The 16,438-nt window shown below is 39.7% G+C and carries 13 protein-coding genes; 4 read left to right on the top strand and 9 right to left on the bottom strand.

Annotated elements, in window-relative coordinates; translation table 11 throughout:
- Positions 1-512: 512 nt before the first annotated feature.
- From QZT73_RS05080 to QZT73_RS05070, 3 genes are all read right to left on the bottom strand, one after another.
- Positions 513-2,018 carry a RagB/SusD family nutrient uptake outer membrane protein gene (locus tag QZT73_RS05080; RefSeq protein ID WP_291782616.1) on the bottom strand — a complete coding sequence of 502 codons (1,506 nt, stop codon included), beginning with the start codon at positions 2,016-2,018 and terminating at the stop codon, positions 513-515.
- Positions 2,019-2,062: 44 nt separating this feature from the next.
- On the bottom strand, positions 2,063-5,137 hold the full coding sequence (locus QZT73_RS05075; protein ID WP_291786951.1) for a TonB-dependent receptor: 3,075 nt from the start codon (positions 5,135-5,137) through the stop codon (positions 2,063-2,065).
- Between the two features lie 355 nt (positions 5,138-5,492).
- A complete protein-coding gene (locus QZT73_RS05070; protein ID WP_291786948.1) occupies positions 5,493-6,254 on the bottom strand; it encodes a DeoR/GlpR family DNA-binding transcription regulator in 762 nt (253 codons plus the stop codon).
- Positions 6,255-6,389: 135 nt separating this feature from the next.
- Here QZT73_RS05070 and QZT73_RS05065 point away from each other — a divergent pair, with 135 nt between their 5' ends.
- From QZT73_RS05065 to QZT73_RS05050, 4 genes are all read left to right on the top strand, one after another.
- Entirely contained in the window at positions 6,390-7,952 is a 1,563-nt protein-coding gene (locus tag QZT73_RS05065; RefSeq protein ID WP_291786945.1) for a glycerol-3-phosphate dehydrogenase/oxidase, read from the top strand.
- Positions 7,953-8,101: 149 nt separating this feature from the next.
- Entirely contained in the window at positions 8,102-9,592 is a 1,491-nt protein-coding gene (gene glpK / locus QZT73_RS05060; protein ID WP_291782605.1) for a glycerol kinase GlpK, read from the top strand.
- Positions 9,592-10,338: an MIP/aquaporin family protein gene (locus tag QZT73_RS05055; RefSeq protein ID WP_291786942.1), complete on the top strand. Its 747-nt coding sequence runs from the start codon at positions 9,592-9,594 to the stop codon at positions 10,336-10,338. The genes glpK and QZT73_RS05055 overlap by 1 nt, the downstream gene beginning before the upstream one ends.
- 108 nt (positions 10,339-10,446) lie before the next feature.
- Positions 10,447-11,784 (top strand): hypothetical protein, encoded by a 1,338-nt coding sequence (locus QZT73_RS05050; protein WP_291786940.1) that lies wholly within the window; start codon positions 10,447-10,449, stop codon positions 11,782-11,784.
- A gap of 10 nt (positions 11,785-11,794) precedes the next feature.
- Here the strand turns inward: QZT73_RS05050 and QZT73_RS05045 are convergent, their stop codons facing one another.
- The 6 genes from QZT73_RS05045 to QZT73_RS05020 form a co-directional block, all read right to left on the bottom strand.
- The gene (locus QZT73_RS05045) at positions 11,795-12,343 is read right to left on the bottom strand and encodes a hypothetical protein (RefSeq protein WP_291782597.1); all 549 of its coding nucleotides are present in this window, start codon (positions 12,341-12,343) and stop codon (positions 11,795-11,797) included.
- A gap of 311 nt (positions 12,344-12,654) precedes the next feature.
- The gene (gene rsmG, locus QZT73_RS05040) at positions 12,655-13,287 is read right to left on the bottom strand and encodes a 16S rRNA (guanine(527)-N(7))-methyltransferase RsmG (RefSeq protein WP_291782593.1); all 633 of its coding nucleotides are present in this window, start codon (positions 13,285-13,287) and stop codon (positions 12,655-12,657) included.
- Between the two features lie 169 nt (positions 13,288-13,456).
- Entirely contained in the window at positions 13,457-14,488 is a 1,032-nt protein-coding gene (locus tag QZT73_RS05035) for a hypothetical protein (RefSeq protein ID WP_291786937.1), read from the bottom strand.
- Positions 14,485-14,922, bottom strand: a complete 438-nt coding sequence (locus QZT73_RS05030; protein ID WP_291786935.1) for a hypothetical protein — start codon at positions 14,920-14,922, stop codon at positions 14,485-14,487. Before QZT73_RS05030 ends, QZT73_RS05035 begins: the two co-directional genes overlap by 4 nt.
- On the bottom strand, positions 14,909-16,087 hold the full coding sequence (locus QZT73_RS05025) for a DUF4221 family protein (protein WP_291786933.1): 1,179 nt from the start codon (positions 16,085-16,087) through the stop codon (positions 14,909-14,911). Before QZT73_RS05025 ends, QZT73_RS05030 begins: the two co-directional genes overlap by 14 nt.
- A gap of 80 nt (positions 16,088-16,167) precedes the next feature.
- Positions 16,168-16,438 (bottom strand): hypothetical protein (locus QZT73_RS05020; protein ID WP_291786932.1); only part of this gene is annotated, 271 nt, incomplete at its 5' end.

Here is a 16,438-nt window from a genome sequence, read left to right as displayed (position 1 = left end):
ATCCTTGTTGTTCTGGAATTGCCTGAGGAGGATAGCCTAATGTTTCGCGACCCAAAGCATTTGAGCTGTTTCAATCCTTGTTGTTCTGGAATTGCCTGAGGAGGATTGTTCCCATTCTGGCAAAACAACATCAATTATTAAAGCATATTCTCAATTTTTGTGGATATACCCCTGATTCCGGCAACAGATGGGGGAATTTTGGATGATCGGGTATTTGTTGATTTTTGGGATAAGGCCTTTAAGATGAATAGTGGGTTTGAATATAAAAATTAGATTTGGCTTTTCATTTTTTTCATAGTTTCTAGAATACAGTCACCTCTTTTTTGGAGTTTTTCATCGTTCTTGCCTGTGAAACTTGGTATAAACATTGACTGGCAGGATATACAAAAAGGGCTCCCTAAACATATAAATGTATCTTAAAATGCTGAATGAGCCCTATGACTAAAGAATTTTCAATTATCAAAAACTTTTAAAAAAGGAGGCCGCCTTATAGACAACCTCCCTTTTTTTAATTAATAACCCGGATTTTGGTCTGCAATACTAATCCCGGGGTTCAGGTCAATTTCTCTTTGAGGAATAGGGAATATCATATGATGATCTCTTACATTACCCGCTAGGTTAGGATAAAATCTTTGGAAATGAACTCTGGTGACATCCAATAAGGTCCCCCATCTTACCAAATCATATCTCCTAATTCCTTCGAAAGCAAGCTCGACCCTTCTTTCCTTTCTAACAGCCTCTCTAAACTCAGCTTGGCCAAGTCCTGGAGTTAAATCAGGTAATCCAGCTCGATTTCTTACCTGATTGATAGCCATATAAGCATTGGAAGAAGGATTTCCTTCTGCTTCATTTGCCGCCTCTGCGTACATCAACAAGACATCTGAATATCTAATGATAGGATAGTTAAGATTACCAACTGGCAGAGAAAATTCCTGAAACTTACCTATGTACGGCTGGGGGATACAAGGTGATGGAAAACCTTCACAGCTCCCTTTTGGATCATAGAAATTAGTCCCTCCATTTGCCAATGGAAGTTCGAGAAGAAAAGCTGTGTTATATCGAAGATCACCAGGATCAAAAGCCTCCACAATATCTGGAGTAGGTTCATTAACTCCATTTCCATTTACTGTTATTGAATTGATACCACGAGGTTGCATAAATACCTGAAATGAACTTCCTACTCCCTGCATGGCATTAAACTGAATGGAAAAAATATGCTCCACGCTATTTTCATTCTCAACAAGAAAAACATCTCGGTAAGAACTGAGTAGCTGATGTTGGTTTGAATTGATCACCTCAAGCGCTTTATCTCTTGCCATTGCCCAAAAAGGTGAATTCGGATCATTCCCAGCTCTGGTCATATAAACCCTTGCTAACATGGCCTTAGCAGATGTATTTGTTGCTTGGCCAGACAACCTTTGGGTAGCAGGTAAAGACTCTGCAGCTTGTAAATCAGGTATGATTATCTCATCATAAATCCTATCAACTGGTACACGTGGACTGGAAATATCACTTACATTTAAAGTTTCTTCTATTTTTAATGGAACAGCACCGTATAGTTGAACCAAATCGAAATAAAGAAATGCCCTTAAAAAGCGTGCTTGATTAACAATATTTGACCTTTGTTCGGCATTCATATCAATAGCAGGAACCCTACTGATTACAGCATTGGCCCGGTTGATGGTGATATATGCATTTTCGAATCTGTCTCTTACTATTCCATTATTAGGATCTACTGTAAATTCATCAATTTGTATTCTATCCTGATTTCCTCTGAATTCACCGGTAAAGGTATCGTCAGATCCCATATCTCCAATCATATATTGTCTATCATACATATGGATTAACCTGAAACCCGCATAAACCCCGACCAATGCTGCTTCTGCATCAGTGGCAGTTCTATAGAAATTTTCAGGAGCGATAAAACTGAATACCTGTTCCTGCAGAGGATCTTCGCAAGAATTGAATAGCATGCCTAGCAATACTATTCCTGTTAAATATATGTTTCTGATTTTCATCTTGATCTCTATTTAATTAATTATTGAATTGAAAAGACTGGATTTTACAAACCAAAATTCACTCCCAATATAAATGACTTGGCCATTGGGAAAGTACCCCTATCAATACCAATTCCTATTGGGTTTTGACCCAATGAATTCACTTCTGGATCGAAGCCTGTGTAACTGGTGAATGTAAATAGATTTTGTCCTTGCAAATAAACCCTGCAGGACCTCAACCAATTAATTCCTGATGTCTGTAAATTATAACCAAGGGTAATTGTCCTTATTCTTAAGAAGGAGGCATCTTCAATATGCCTATCAGAAAGCACAAAAGGTCTGGTCCTAGAGCTAGGCCACTCGTTGTTTGGATTATCTGGAGTCCATCTATTCATAACACCCCTTATGTTATTAGTGGCACCATCATTTCTATATAGTTCATGGCTATTGACGTTCCAGACATCATTTCCATACGATCCAACTATGAAGATCGAAAGGTCAAAGTTTTTGTAACTGAAATCATTATTCATCCCGTAAAAAAACTTTGGCTGAGGATCACCAATGATAGTTCTATCATTGTTATCAATTACTCCATCACCATTCACATCAACATAGCGAATATCTCCAGGTCCTACTGAACCAAATGAACTGCTACCAGGAGTAATCTCATCTCCTAATTGATAAATCCCATCAGTCACGAGACCAAAGAAACTACCGACGGGTGATCCTACCTGTAAAATACTTGAATTTCCAATTTGCAAGTGACCATCACCTGTACCTGGTGCTAGACGGAAAGTTTCTCCCGGACCTAATTCCAAAACCTTATTTCTGTTAAAAGTAATATTGGCATTGGTAGACCATTTGAAGGCGCCTGTCAAGTTGGTGCTGTTAACAGCCATTTCCAGACCTTTATTCTCTACACTTCCAATATTTTGAAGGATAGTGGAAAAGCCTGTAGTTCTTGGTAAGTCAAGAGGCAATAATAAATCCTGTGTCCTTTTGTAATATGCGGCTGCTTCAAAAAATATCCTATCTTCTATCAAACCAATTTCTAATCCTATATTCACCTGATTTGTTTTTTCCCATCTCAAATCAGGATTAGGAATTCGACCTGGTGCCAAACCAATAGCTATAACACTCCCGAAGGCATTTCTTTGTGTGTTTAATTGAGACAAAGATTGGTATAAGCCAATTTCTTGGTTACCGGTTAAGCCCCAGCTACTCGTAAGTTTTAGCGTACTTAACCAATTGATATTATTCACAAAAGGCTCATTGCTCATGTTATAACCAATTGCAGCAGAAGGAAAATACCCCCACTTATTGCCGGCCCCAAATCTTGAGGAACCATCAGCTCTAAAAGTCCCTGTAAAGAGAAACTTATCAAAAAGGGTGTAGTTTACCCTTCCAAACCAAGAGTCCAATCTCCACAAATTCCTACCAGAGAAAGGCGTTCCCACAATTTGGCCAAGACCTAAGTTATCAGATCCCAAAGCATCAGTCGGAAAATTGGTGGCTGAAGCACCAATGAAATCTACCATTTGTGATTGACTTTCATATCCACCTAAAAGCGTTAAATGGCTTTGTTCAAATTTTTTATCATAATTTAAGGTAAGTGTCCCGACTGGACTAAAAACATTGTTTGCCTGAACCAATGCCGAACCGAAGGCATTTCTACCCCTATTGTTGGTGCTTGGTGCATAAAAATCCCTTCTTCCAGCCTGATAATCCATTCCTCCAGAAGCACGGAAAACCAAATTATCGATCATTTTCCATTCAAGAAACACATTGCCCAAAAACCTATTGGTAACTGTTTTATTCAAAGTCTCTAATGCATCCTGCACAGGGTTACCTACTTGTTGAGACCCTGGGATTGAACTGTTATCAAAAGTGAAATTTCCTTCTGAATCAAATACAGGTAAGGTGGGCGAGAAAACCAATGCCCCATTTACAACACCCCCTCTTGTCTGATCGGTAACCTGTTGGTTATTGACAGCTCTTGATATTGAAAATGAATTTCCAACAGTTAATTTATTGTTCAAGGTCTTATCTACATTAACTCTAAGGGAACCCCTTTCAAACCCAGAGTTCAGAATCACGCCCTGTTGATTAAAATAGTTTCCAGAAATAGCATAACGGGTTTTGCTGTCCCCTCCAGAAATGGTTACCTGATGATTCTGAATAGGAGCATCACGGAAAACTTCATCCTGCCAATCGGTACTATTATTTCTAAAATTAGCTATTTCTTGCTGTGAAAAAATGGGTGATAACCCCCTACCTTCACGTGCTTCATTGGCTATGATGGCAAATTCCTCAGCATTGAGTAATGGGAGTTTTCTAGCAACTTGCTGCACCCCGTAATAGCTCTCAAAGTCGACATTAGTGGCTCCAGCTTTACCTCTCTTGGTTGTAATTATAACCACACCATTAGCACCTCTTGAACCATAAATAGCGGTTGCCGAGGCATCCTTAAGAATTTCCATGGATTCTATGTCACCTGGATTTAGATTAGCAAGGGCATTTTGGGGCTGCCCACCTCCTGTATTCCCCGGGGAAAATGTTGCATTATTGGGAAATATGGGAATTCCATCAATGACATATAAGGGTTCATTTGAGGCATTTATTGAATTTCCCCCTCTAACCCTAATAGAAACCCCACCTCCAGGTGCCGCAGAGGCCTGGGTTACCTGAACCCCAGATGCACGTCCCTGTAGGGCCTGATCCAATGAGGCAATTGCCACCTGCTTAATTTCCCGAGACCCAACTGATGATACTGATCCTGTAAGATCTGATTTCCTCTGAACACCATAGCCTACTACCACCACTTCTCCTAAATCCGATATTTGTGGAGTGAGTTGAACATTAATGGTTGACTGATTTCCTAAAATAATCTCTTGGCTTTCAAACCCTATAAAGGAATAAACCAAAGTTCCCCTATCAGGAACATTAAGACTATATTTACCATCAATATCGGCAACGGTGCCAATTGTTGTACCTTTCACAGCCACAGTTGTGCCAGGAATTGGCTCTCCTTGATCATCTGTGATAGTTCCTTGTACAACCCTTCCTTGTCCATAGACATATACAGACAAAGCTAGGAAGAGAATAACAAGACCCAGTCTTTTGTAAAGTTTGTTTTTCATGTTAAATGGGTTTTATAGTAGATTGAAGATTGGTTCTTTTCATCAGGAAAAATTTTCAAAATTTAGTTTTGGATCAGAAATTCATCATCAAAATGCTTTAATTCAATGAATGAAATCCTTGTTTAATCCTTAACTCCCTTTAAAATTAGTACAAATACAAGGCTTGTTTAATGACTTATAAGATTAATTTACGAAATCGATTTCGCCCATCGGAAATACACTTTTTGCCGAATTTTCTATTAAAAACATGCTTGAAACAAGCTAAAACCTTATAAAAAATCCTTTACTATCTTGACTCAAAAAAACACAAACCTAAAAATAACGCTCCCTAAACGATTAAAAAAGTTCAAAACTCCTAAACCACCCGCACTTCAATCCCCATCTCCTCCAATTTTTCCCGGTAAAGATCGGGGATGCCCGTATCGGTAATGACCATATCTATATCCTCCAAATCACAGATTTTACCAAAACCTTTCTTGCCAAATTTACTGGAATCTGCTAGGACAATTGTCTTTTGCACCCCCTTCATCATCAGCGCGTTTAAATGTGCCTCCATCATATGGGAAGTAGTCAATCCATAATCTAAACTGATACCGTCTGCACTTAAAAACAGTTTGGAACAGGCAAATTGCTTTAACATTTCCTCAGCATAATGTCCTACCACCGAACTGCTGCTTTTTCTGACCACTCCTCCCAATTGCACAATTTCTACTTCTTGTGCATCGATCAAAGCCAAAGTAACATTCATAGCTGCTGTCAAAACCGTTAGTTTCCTGTTTTTGGGAATAGCCTGTGCAAAAGCAACCACCGTGGTCCCGGAACCAATAATAATAGCATCATCTTCATCCACCAAGTCTTTAGCAAACAAAGCTATTTTGGTCTTCTCTTCTACCCTTACCAACTTTTTTTCACTGACAGATCGGTCATTCACATAAGGGGAAACGGGTGTAGCTGATCCATGTGAACGATAAAGCAGACCTTTGTCTTCCAGTATTTTCAGATCTTTTCGGATAGTTACCATGGTAACATCCAAGTCATGGCTCAGGTCCGCTACAGTGACGAAACCAGCCTTCGACAAAGCATCCAAAATATATTTATGTCTTTCCGCAATGGTCATAAGGGTTTCTTTTTTTGATAAATTTAAAAGGAATAATCACGAAATGAAAGTTTTAAAGCAAAAAAACTAGCATTTTACTTTCCTTTAATTTCTTTTTGTTTCCTTTTTTCTTATTTTTGAAGAAATCGATTCAAAATGGATAGAATAGAGAACCTAAGGCAAGTCAGGAAAAAAGGGAAAGTGTGGGATATTGCCGTAATCGGCGGCGGTGCTTCCGGATTAGGAGTGGCCTTGGATGCCCTGTCCAGGGGGCTTTCCGTGGTGTTGGTAGAAAAAGCAGATTTTGCCAAAGGTACTTCCAGCAGAAGCACGAAACTCGTTCATGGAGGTGTGAGGTATTTGGCTCAAGGAGACATTTCACTGGTATTTGAGGCCTTAAAAGAAAGAGGGAGGTTATTGCAAAATGCACCGCACCTGACCTATAACCAGCCTTTTATTATTCCTATCTATACACTTTTTGACCGGCTGCAATACAGCATTGGACTCAAAATATATGATTGGATGGCAGGTCGGTTAAGACTGGGAAAATCAAGATTTATATCTAAAAAAGAAACTATACAGCGGTTACCTCAAATCAAGCAGGAAGGATTAAGTGGCGGAGTGGTTTATCACGATGGACAGTTTGATGATGCCCGGCTGGCACTCAGTGTAGCCATGACCTGTGATGAAATGGGGGCTTGCATGTTGAATTACATGCGGGTAACCGACCTTTTGAAAGACAAGAAAGGGCAAATCAATGGCCTCAAAGTACGAGATGAACTGAGTAAAGAAAAACATGAAATTGATGCCAAAATGGTGGTCAACGCCACAGGTGTTTTTGCTGATAAGATCCTTCAGATGGATCAGCCAGGAGTGCCTAAAAGCATTCAACCCTCACAGGGTATTCACTTGGTCTTAGACCAATCTTTCCTCGGAGGAAAAGATGCCCTGATGATTCCCAAAACATCAGATGGAAGGGTCTTATTTGCTGTACCTTGGTTGGATAAACTCGTGGTAGGTACCACAGATACACTGAGGGAGAAAGCCAAACTGGAACCTGAAGCCCTGAGCAAGGAAGTAGATTTTATTTTGGAAACCGCAGAGGCCTATCTTACCAAAGCCCCCACCCGACAGGATGTAAAATCAGTATTTGCCGGGCTGCGTCCATTGGCTGCTCCCAAAGAAGGAAGCGCCAAAACCAAAGAAATCTCCCGATCCCATAAGGTGATTGTATCCCAAAGTAAATTGGTGTCCATCACAGGAGGTAAATGGACCACATTTCGGAAAATGGGGGAAGATACAGTGGAGGAGTTTTCCAAGATAACCAACCAAAGCCTTCCAGCTTCCACATCTGCTCAAATCCGTTACCATGGATTCACGGATAACCCTGAAAAAGGACATTGGAAAGGCTACGGCGCTGATGCATCTTTTATCCAAAAGTTGATGAGAGACAACCCTGAATTGGGTAAGCCATTGCATCCGGATTACCCTTATACGCAAGCAGAAGTCATCTGGAGTACCCGACACGAAATGGCCATGAAAGTGGAAGATATTTTGAGCAGGAGGATGCGGATATTGATGTTGGATGCCAGGGCAGCAATGGACATGGCCCCAAAAGTCGCTCAACTGATGGCTGAAGAAATGGGGAAAGATGAAAAATGGATGGCTCAAGAACTTGAAGATTTCGAAAAATTGGCAAATAAATATATATTGAAATAGATTGAAATATGTCTTCGTCGAAATACTTAGAAATATGCATCTGATCAAAATTTCAATTGTATTTCCACCAAATTTCTACAATATTTCAATTGTAAACCAATATCTCAATTAACTATTCACTGAATTAACCCATATAACCACCAACCCTCATGTCCCAATACATCCTATCCTTAGACCAAGGTACCACAAGCTCCAGAGCCATTGTATTTGACAAAAAAGGTCAGATAGTCTCTGTAGAACAAAAAGACTTCAAACAGCATTTTCCGAAATCAGGTTGGGTGGAACATGATCCCCAAGAAATTTGGTCCAGCCAGTCTGCAGTAATGATTGAAGCACTGACCAGTCAGGGAATCAAGGCGGTGGATATTGCTGCCATTGGCATTACCAATCAAAGGGAAACTACGATCATTTGGGATCGGAAAACAGGAAAAGCCATTTACAACGCCATCGTTTGGCAGGACAGGAGAACTGCTGCTTACTGTGACGAACTCAAAAGCCATGGGAAGGCAGAAGTGATAGCTGAAAAAACAGGCCTGATCCTGGATGCCTATTTCTCTGCCACTAAAATCAAATGGATCTTGGATCATGTAAAAGGGGCTAGAGAAAAAGCGCAAAAAGGAGAATTGGCTTTTGGCACAGTGGATACCTGGTTGCTCTGGAAACTTACCGGTGGACGCAATCACATCACTGACATTACCAACGCAAGCAGGACTATGGTTTATAATATCCATGAAAAGCAATGGGACAAAGACTTATTGGAACTTTTTGACATACCTACAAGCATTTTACCTGAAGTGAAATCTTCCTCAGAAATTTATGGAGAAACATCCGGAGATATCCTTTCGCACAAAATCCCCATTGCAGGAATAGCAGGAGACCAACAGGCAGCCTTATTTGGTCAGCTTTGCACACAACCCGGAATGGCCAAGACCACATATGGTACAGGTTGCTTTTTGGTGATGAATACAGGGGAAAAGCCTGTCAAATCCAACAATAAGCTATTGACTACCATTGCTTGGGAAGTAAATGGGAAGGTCAATTATGCTTTAGAAGGATCAGTATTTATCGGGGGAGCGGCAATTCAATGGCTTCGGGATGGGATTGAATTCTTTGGTCATGCCAAAGAGAGTGAAGAATTGGCCATCAGTTTGGAAGACAATGACGGTGTTTATTTTGTCCCCGCACTAGCAGGACTGGGAGCACCCCATTGGGATCAAAACGCCAGGGGAGCATTTTTCGGAATCACAAGGGGGACGACCATAGCCCATATGACCCGGGCTGCTCTGGAAGCTATTGCCTACCAGGTCTATGATGTGATCAAAGCTATGGAAAAAGACAGTGGAGAAACTACGAAAGAAATGCGGGTGGATGGTGGCGCTACGGCCAATAATTTTCTGATGCAATTCCAATCAGACATCTTAAACTGTGCTATCCAAAGGCCAAAAATCATTGAAACAACAGCTTTGGGGGCTGCCTTCCTGGCAGGTTTGGCCGTGGGATTCTGGAAAGGTGAGGAAGAGTTAAAAGCCTTGTGGGAAACTGACAGGCGGTTTGATCCCCAGATGGATGCCGCAAAAGCGGAAAAATTTTTACATTTTTGGCATAAGGCAATAGAACGTTCTAAAAACTGGGTAGAATAATGGATGCATTTGTAGCAGAGTTTGTAGGCACTTCACTCCTCTTGGCCATGGGTTCGGGAGTGGTGGCGAATGTGGTACTTAACGGAACCAAAGGGAATAACAGCGGCTGGATTGTCGTTACCACAGCTTGGGCATTGGGAGTATTTATTGGAGTTGTAGTAGCTGGCCCTTACAGTGGTGCGCACCTAAATCCGGCCGTTAGCATCGCTTTGGCCATCACAGGAGATTTTCCTTGGATAGATGTCCCCAGGTATGTACTGGCTCAAATTTTAGGTGCTATGTTTGGTTCAGGAATCGCGTGGTTGGTATACAAAGATCACTTTAATGCCACGGAAGACAAAGATTTGAAATTTGCCCCATTCGGTACGGCACCTGCCATTCGTAATTTACCCTCCAACCTGGTTTCAGAGATAGTGGGTACATCTGTATTGATCATTGTCATTTTATATTCTACCGAACCCTTCATACAGGACGAAAATGGTACACCTATCGGTTTAGGTTCTTTGGGTGCCTTACCAGTTGCTTTTTTGGTCTGGGTAATCGGTCTCAGCATGGGGGGTACTACCGGATATGCCATCAATCCCGCCAGAGATTTCGGTCCCAGACTCATGCACCAAATTTTACCGATCAAAGGGAAAGGAAGTAGTGATTGGGGCTATAGCTGGGTACCGGTTTTGGGACCTATTCTTGGTGCCGCTATTGCAGCAGGAATTTACCTGCTTTTGGGAGTTGGGGGAATGGTTTGATTAGACGAAAGAAGCTAGACTCAAGACTTAAGACAAAAATGAACGAAGTACAATGTACTAAGTACCAAGACATACACGAGTTGTTTTGGAGACAAATAAGTTAAGGGAATGGAATGCTTATATGCACTTTTGTTTCTTTTTCCGATTTTCGGGACAGGTTGTGGTTCAGAAGAATCTTCTTTAAATGTTGATTTTGCTGGTTTAGCGAATAAAAACAATAAATCCCCATTTGAAATCAAAGTTTATCAAATGAAACTATACCATTACTTTCTGCCGCTGCTTTTAGGGTTTATTCTAAATGCCTGTAACAGCAAGCTGGAGAAATCCAAGACTTCAACTGATACCGGATTTGAAATCGTAGCCATTGACAGCATTAAAATAAATAATATCTTGGCCTCTTTATTCCTCTTTCAAAATGCCAATGAGGATCATCTTTTCTTCAGAGATGCTGCAACTTCCAAAATCTATGTGTTTGACAGGGATGGAAACCCCATCCATGAATGGGCCAAAGAGGGCGATGTGCCAGGGGCATTCAGCATGATTGCAGACAACCTATCCTTAACCCCTGAGGGAAATGTGGTGGTTGCAGATAAACTTTTTGGACTTAGGGTCTTTTCTACTGGGGGGGAATTGCTTTTTCAAGACCGTGTTTTTCAACCCCAAACTAGCATCCATGCGGGCGTGGATATTTTCAGGAAAAACCAAGTAATCCAGAAAAAGGGGACGACCTATGTGCTCCATCATCTGGACCTGATGGATGAGGTGCAAGAGATGGGGACTGAGCTTTTCCAAAAGCGAAGAAACTTACTGCTCACAAATCTTGAAAACCGGGAAACAAAGCAAATGATCCCCTTTCCCGAAGGCAGCAAGTTTCTATCCGGCAAGGCCTACCCCTTTGAAGATTTCCGTCCACGCTTTTTTTACGATGCGCAAGAAGAAAAACTATACCTGATTTTTCAAAATGAACCCATACTCTATACCTATTCATGGAAAGAGGATGAACCGGTTTTGGAATCTGCTCAAAAATTGGATTTGGAAGGATTTTATGAAAATGAGGGCATGGACTATGCACAGGTCCGGTACGGTATACTCAGTGGCAATCAGTTGGACATCCCTTTTCCCTCTTCCATTGAAAGTCTGGAAAAAATCGGAGAAGTGCTTTTGATCCATTACAAGCCAGGGCCTTCTATTGCTGAACTAGGTAGCTGGGAAAAAGTACGAAAAGGGGAGGCTGATGAAGATTTAAAAAATTCCATCTTAGAGAAAGCCAAAGAACGTACAGTCGCCCTAGTTGATGGAGAAATAATTTCAGTCAACCTCCCTACCATGTTTTACGATAGCTACCGGGTCATTGATAATGAAATCTGGTGGATGAAGCCGACTAGTACAGACCAGGAAGATGAGAATTTTACAGTGTTCAGAGGAAAACTTCAACCCATCAATTGACCATAAGGATTTATCCTGGAGAAAAAGGCAAGGCTGATTTATGGACGATAATTCTAAGCTTACCATCTGCTCCCTTCCTAAAGACCCAGGTCTTATCCACCTTAACTTCATTTCCCTCTTTGTCGGTAACATATACATTACCCATGGTAATGGCCACTGAACCATAAATCTGGATTCCCTGACGGTTTCCTCCTGTATTCTCATAACGTGCACTTACCCAAGGTTTCAATGCAAAACCGGCATCCTCGGGATAATCGGCATCACCACCAACAAAGTAGGACAATGCCCCTTTTTTGGTATTTCTAAATGTCCGTTCCCCAAAGGCTAATGTCGGTTTGAAGAAAACCTTTCCATGGTCGTAATTGTATGCCTCTGTCAACACTTGCTCTGCAAATACTCGGTAGTCTCCACCTTCACTGTAAATCTGTCCGATTTTGACAAGCGCATCGCACCAAGCTTGCTGAGCTGCATTCACATCATCATAAGTTACGATGTCCTGAGCGCCTTCTTCTACGTACTGAAGGCCTAAATTTTCGATTACTTCTTTTACTTTTCCCATAGTAGTGCTGTTTGTTGTTTAGGAATCAATGCATCACCCCTTATTTGTTCAGGCTCCCTATAAAAAATGAGGCTAAAATCTAAGTGGCTCTTAATGGCTAATTACGTCAAACTGAAAAGTTGGTTTCACGGGAAATGTGCTATTTAAAAAAATCTCAAATTCTAAAATCCAGGCCTGACACTCTAATCCAACTTCCGACAATCCACTTTTTTTGACATTCCCTTTTCCCTTTTGCCTTTTACCTTTTTACTTATCTCTTATTTCTTGTCTCTTGTCTCAAAGTCTAACCTCTCGCTTCTCGCCTCTAAGCATCATCTTTTCCCCTCCCAGGGCACAAAAACCACTTTCTTGGTCTCAAAAAATTCCTCCTTGAAATAATCTTCCAAAAGGTAGGTCACATAACTGACCTGTCTTTCTTCCATTTCCTCATCCACGTCTCCTCCTTTCAATAAAAAGATGCCATTGGGGAATTCATTGAAATCCTCTTTCCTGAATTTTCCTTTTACCCAAGGATAAAAATTAGCAAAACGGGTAACGGCCCGGCTGATAATAAAATCATACCTCCTGACCAAGGCTTCTGCCCTCGTCTGCTGGGCCTCTACATTGGACAATTTCAGAGCCTTGGCTATCTCCTTCACTACTGTGATTTTCTTACCGATAGAATCCACCAGATGAAAATGCGTTTCAGGAAATAAAATGGCCAAAGGAATCCCGGGAAAACCTCCACCGGTACCAATGTCCAAGACCTTCGTACCAGACTGGAAAGCCATCACCTTGGCTATCCCCAAGGAATGCAGGACATGTCTTTCATAAAAATACTCCATGTCCTTCCTGCTGATCACATTGATCTTCTCATTCCATTCCTCGTAAAGGGGCTGGAGCCTAGAAAATTTTTCTATTTGCGTTTCTGTAAGGTCAGGAAAATACTTTAAAATGATATCCATTGGTAAAGGTTGATTGGGACAAAAATAGAGAATTATTACTATTTATCACTTTAGGTCGACAATCGAAACAGACAAATTCTTGCTATAGGATAGAAGTGTATTTAATACAGTCATATACCCTCGTATTTCAATACCAAATAGATCATAATTTGTTATTTGGATGTAATTTTCAAAATAAAGGAAGCCTTAGAATATCTACCCTTTTATCATTAAGAAGCTTGACGTAAAAATACCCAACATCTATGAGGTATGGATGAAAAGGTGTTTTTCCAATTGCCTTGAAAGAATTACGAGAGGTGTCCAACTCCCAAAGTTCATTATTATTCTCGGTTTTATTATGTATCAAGAGGTAATCTTTAGACACTTCCAAGTCTATATAAACATCTGCCATTCGGAATTTCCCCCTATCTATATTCAACAAAATTCTTCTGGTTTTGACCTCTCCTTCCTTCTCAATAACCTCATAAAGTACTTGTTCATTCCTATCTAAAATGAGAAGCTTTGATCCATTGATAGCATATGCAGGATCATAATATTCTGATGTTTCAATAACAACTTGCTCAGTCAAAGGAATAAAACCCCTATTCACATGATCTGTTTTTCCGTCAATAATATAGTTTGTTTCCTGAGGAACCAGTCCTCCATAATAATTTTTAAAAGAAGCCGTTGCATCTGGATTGTTTATCAAAGAATTGGTAGGCAATACATAAAATTGGCTGCGAATACCTTTAAGCCCCTGTTGCTTTTTATTTTTTGCATACTCAAATGACCTAAATGGAATTACAACATAACTGTTCCAAAAAACCATTGGCATTCCAATAGTCAATCCATTTATGGTGATTTTTGGGAAGTGCCTTACGCCTATTGCCCTCTCAATTCCAATTTTATCATCTTGAAAAAAGTAGTTTACAGTAGCATCACCTATTGATGTAAATGAATTATTTCCAGTCTTGATGATTTTGGTATATCCCTGGAGCCAGCCTGTCAATGTATCTAGGCCTAGGTTACTCTTATTGAGTAAAAATATTTTTGATTTATTGGCATTGGAATTTTCTAAATAAGTCACTACTTTCTTGTCCCCAAAAGGCACCAAGGAAGTCATTGCACAATTCTCACAACCATAATAATAATAACCTTCTTGGGCAGCTAGCTCAAAGCAAATGAGAAAAGTGAAAAATAAAATGAATACATGAAACTTCATAATTGTGTATATCCATCGATTAATCTTTCAAATTCCATTTGAGTACTAGCTTGTAAATTTATTAAACCTTTGACCTTCCCGGTCTCAATTTTAAAGATTACAGGACCAAATATCCCCGTCTCATATAGTTTAAATTTCCCACCTGGATCATATATTATATCTTGTATTCTTTGGTAATCCGCAGAATATTCACCAGTTATGATTACCAAATCAACTAATGGATCATTAAACTTCAAATAGTCAATAGCAGGCTCAATACATAAAGAACAGTCCCCATAAGGAATGAGTAATATTGTTTGACCTTTTTTAATATCCACCCCCAAATAATCCAGATAGAGAAAAATGCCTTCACTATATTTATAAATTTCGGATTGTTTGCACCCTGTTGAAAACAACATAAGCCCTATAAATACGTGATAATTACTGAATTTCAAGATAGGAGAATTCAAGTATACTTTCATTTTCATCATTCAATTTTTTAATTAAAATCCCATCCTTAAAAGGAAAAGAAATAGGAAGAAAATGGTCATTTCCACTAATTTCATACTGATCAATGCAAACAAAAAAGGAATCATCATTGGAGACATGTAAATACCATTCTCCAAAAAGGGTACTATTTAAGGTTTGATCTGGTTTTTTTAAACGCTGTTCTTTTTTTTCAAATCGGATTAACGATTTTTTTTTAGCATGATAGAATGTCTTCAAAAACCAAGGACTGGTAATAAGAAAATTACGCTCTCTTTGGAGATCATCATTATATCTTGGCAATCCTTCCATTTGCTTGGGAAAGGTCTGACTGGCCATCCATATATCTTTGACCTTTTCACCATGCCAATCATAGAGGCTTACAACAGGGCTTATTGGAAATGATATAGCTATTCCATCTTCGAATCTGCTTAGAGATACTTCTCCTAAAGATCCAAAATACCCATTTTTTTGAACATAACCTTTGTCCCAATTTCCAAAAGATAAGATACCCTGACTTTCTTGAAGGTCATAGACGCCAACCACATTTTCTTTATAGTAATCAACGCTCTCAAAGTTAGTTTGTGTACCAACAGGAAAATAGACTAAATGGTCATGGATTAGGGGCACTGATCCAAATTCCGGAGATACACTAAAAAAGACCATATCAGGATTTCTGGAATCGTTAAAATCAATATTTCGAAGATTTAACAATTCAATACGGTGATCAAATCCCACCTTGAGTATTCTCTTGGAAGCAGCATCAATGAGATAAATAATATCTTCTTGATAAAAAAGTGCATCCACATTTGGTATTCCTTTTGGTCCTTCTTCATCAATAATAATCCGATCAATTATGCTACCTTCATCAAGATTATAAATATCGATAGCATTTAACGCCTCGTTCCAAGCTGCAAGGAATTCAATTTGATCCTTTTCGAATGCAGTAAAGCTGAAAGCGCCCACTACACCCAAGCTGTCCGTCCTTAAATGAAAGTCTGTTAGTTGGGCCTCTTTTTCCCGAATACATATGTCTAAATCCTGAATCCTAGGCTTACACCCAACAATGAAAATCAATAGAATTAAAATAAACCTAATCATATACCTATCAATATCCAAAAAAGGCTGTCTCAAAAAAGCCAAATTAAAAATAAAACAATATTTAGAAAATGATTTAAGAGACAGCCCTTTTAGTTGAATTTAATCCACTATTATCATTTTTTAATCGCACCTACTATTTTGGCCGCATCAGCACCTGCCTTCAACCAATCCGCTAATCCTGGACAACCTTTTACAGCTGTACAACCTTTTCCAGGTTTTTTACATTTTGTACTGCCGTCTAAAGTACAAGTAGTTGGCTTAAACTGGCTTGGTGTAGCTGATTCTTGAGAAAAACCTACCGTGAAAAATCCAAACACCAGTAAGAGAGAAAGAAAAGCCATTCCGAAAATTCGCTTAACATTGTAATTTTTCATGATTTTATTT

Source organism: Cecembia sp. (genome assembly GCF_007126775.1).
In the GTDB taxonomy this organism is placed as follows: domain Bacteria; phylum Bacteroidota; class Bacteroidia; order Cytophagales; family Cyclobacteriaceae; genus Cecembia.
The sequence above is the reverse complement of the archived record's forward strand: the minus strand, read 5'-3'. Positions and strand labels throughout refer to the sequence as shown.

What these genes read in the sequence shown, in the direction of transcription:
- QZT73_RS05050 (WP_291786940.1), top strand. Translation starts at nt 10,447, where the DNA reads ATGGAATGCTTATATGCACTTTTGTTTCTTTTTCCGATTTTCGGGACA.
- QZT73_RS05080 (WP_291782616.1), bottom strand. Translation starts at nt 2,018, where the DNA reads ATGAAAATCAGAAACATATATTTAACAGGAATAGTATTGCTAGGCATG.
- QZT73_RS05070 (WP_291786948.1), bottom strand. Translation starts at nt 6,254, where the DNA reads ATGACCATTGCGGAAAGACATAAATATATTTTGGATGCTTTGTCGAAG.
- QZT73_RS05045 (WP_291782597.1), bottom strand. Translation starts at nt 12,343, where the DNA reads ATGGGAAAAGTAAAAGAAGTAATCGAAAATTTAGGCCTTCAGTACGTA.
- glpK (WP_291782605.1), top strand. Translation starts at nt 8,102, where the DNA reads ATGTCCCAATACATCCTATCCTTAGACCAAGGTACCACAAGCTCCAGA.
- QZT73_RS05055 (WP_291786942.1), top strand. Translation starts at nt 9,592, where the DNA reads ATGGATGCATTTGTAGCAGAGTTTGTAGGCACTTCACTCCTCTTGGCC.
- QZT73_RS05075 (WP_291786951.1), bottom strand. Translation starts at nt 5,137, where the DNA reads ATGAAAAACAAACTTTACAAAAGACTGGGTCTTGTTATTCTCTTCCTA.
- QZT73_RS05065 (WP_291786945.1), top strand. Translation starts at nt 6,390, where the DNA reads ATGGATAGAATAGAGAACCTAAGGCAAGTCAGGAAAAAAGGGAAAGTG.
- rsmG (WP_291782593.1), bottom strand. Translation starts at nt 13,287, where the DNA reads ATGGATATCATTTTAAAGTATTTTCCTGACCTTACAGAAACGCAAATA.
- QZT73_RS05035 (WP_291786937.1), bottom strand. Translation starts at nt 14,488, where the DNA reads ATGAAGTTTCATGTATTCATTTTATTTTTCACTTTTCTCATTTGCTTT.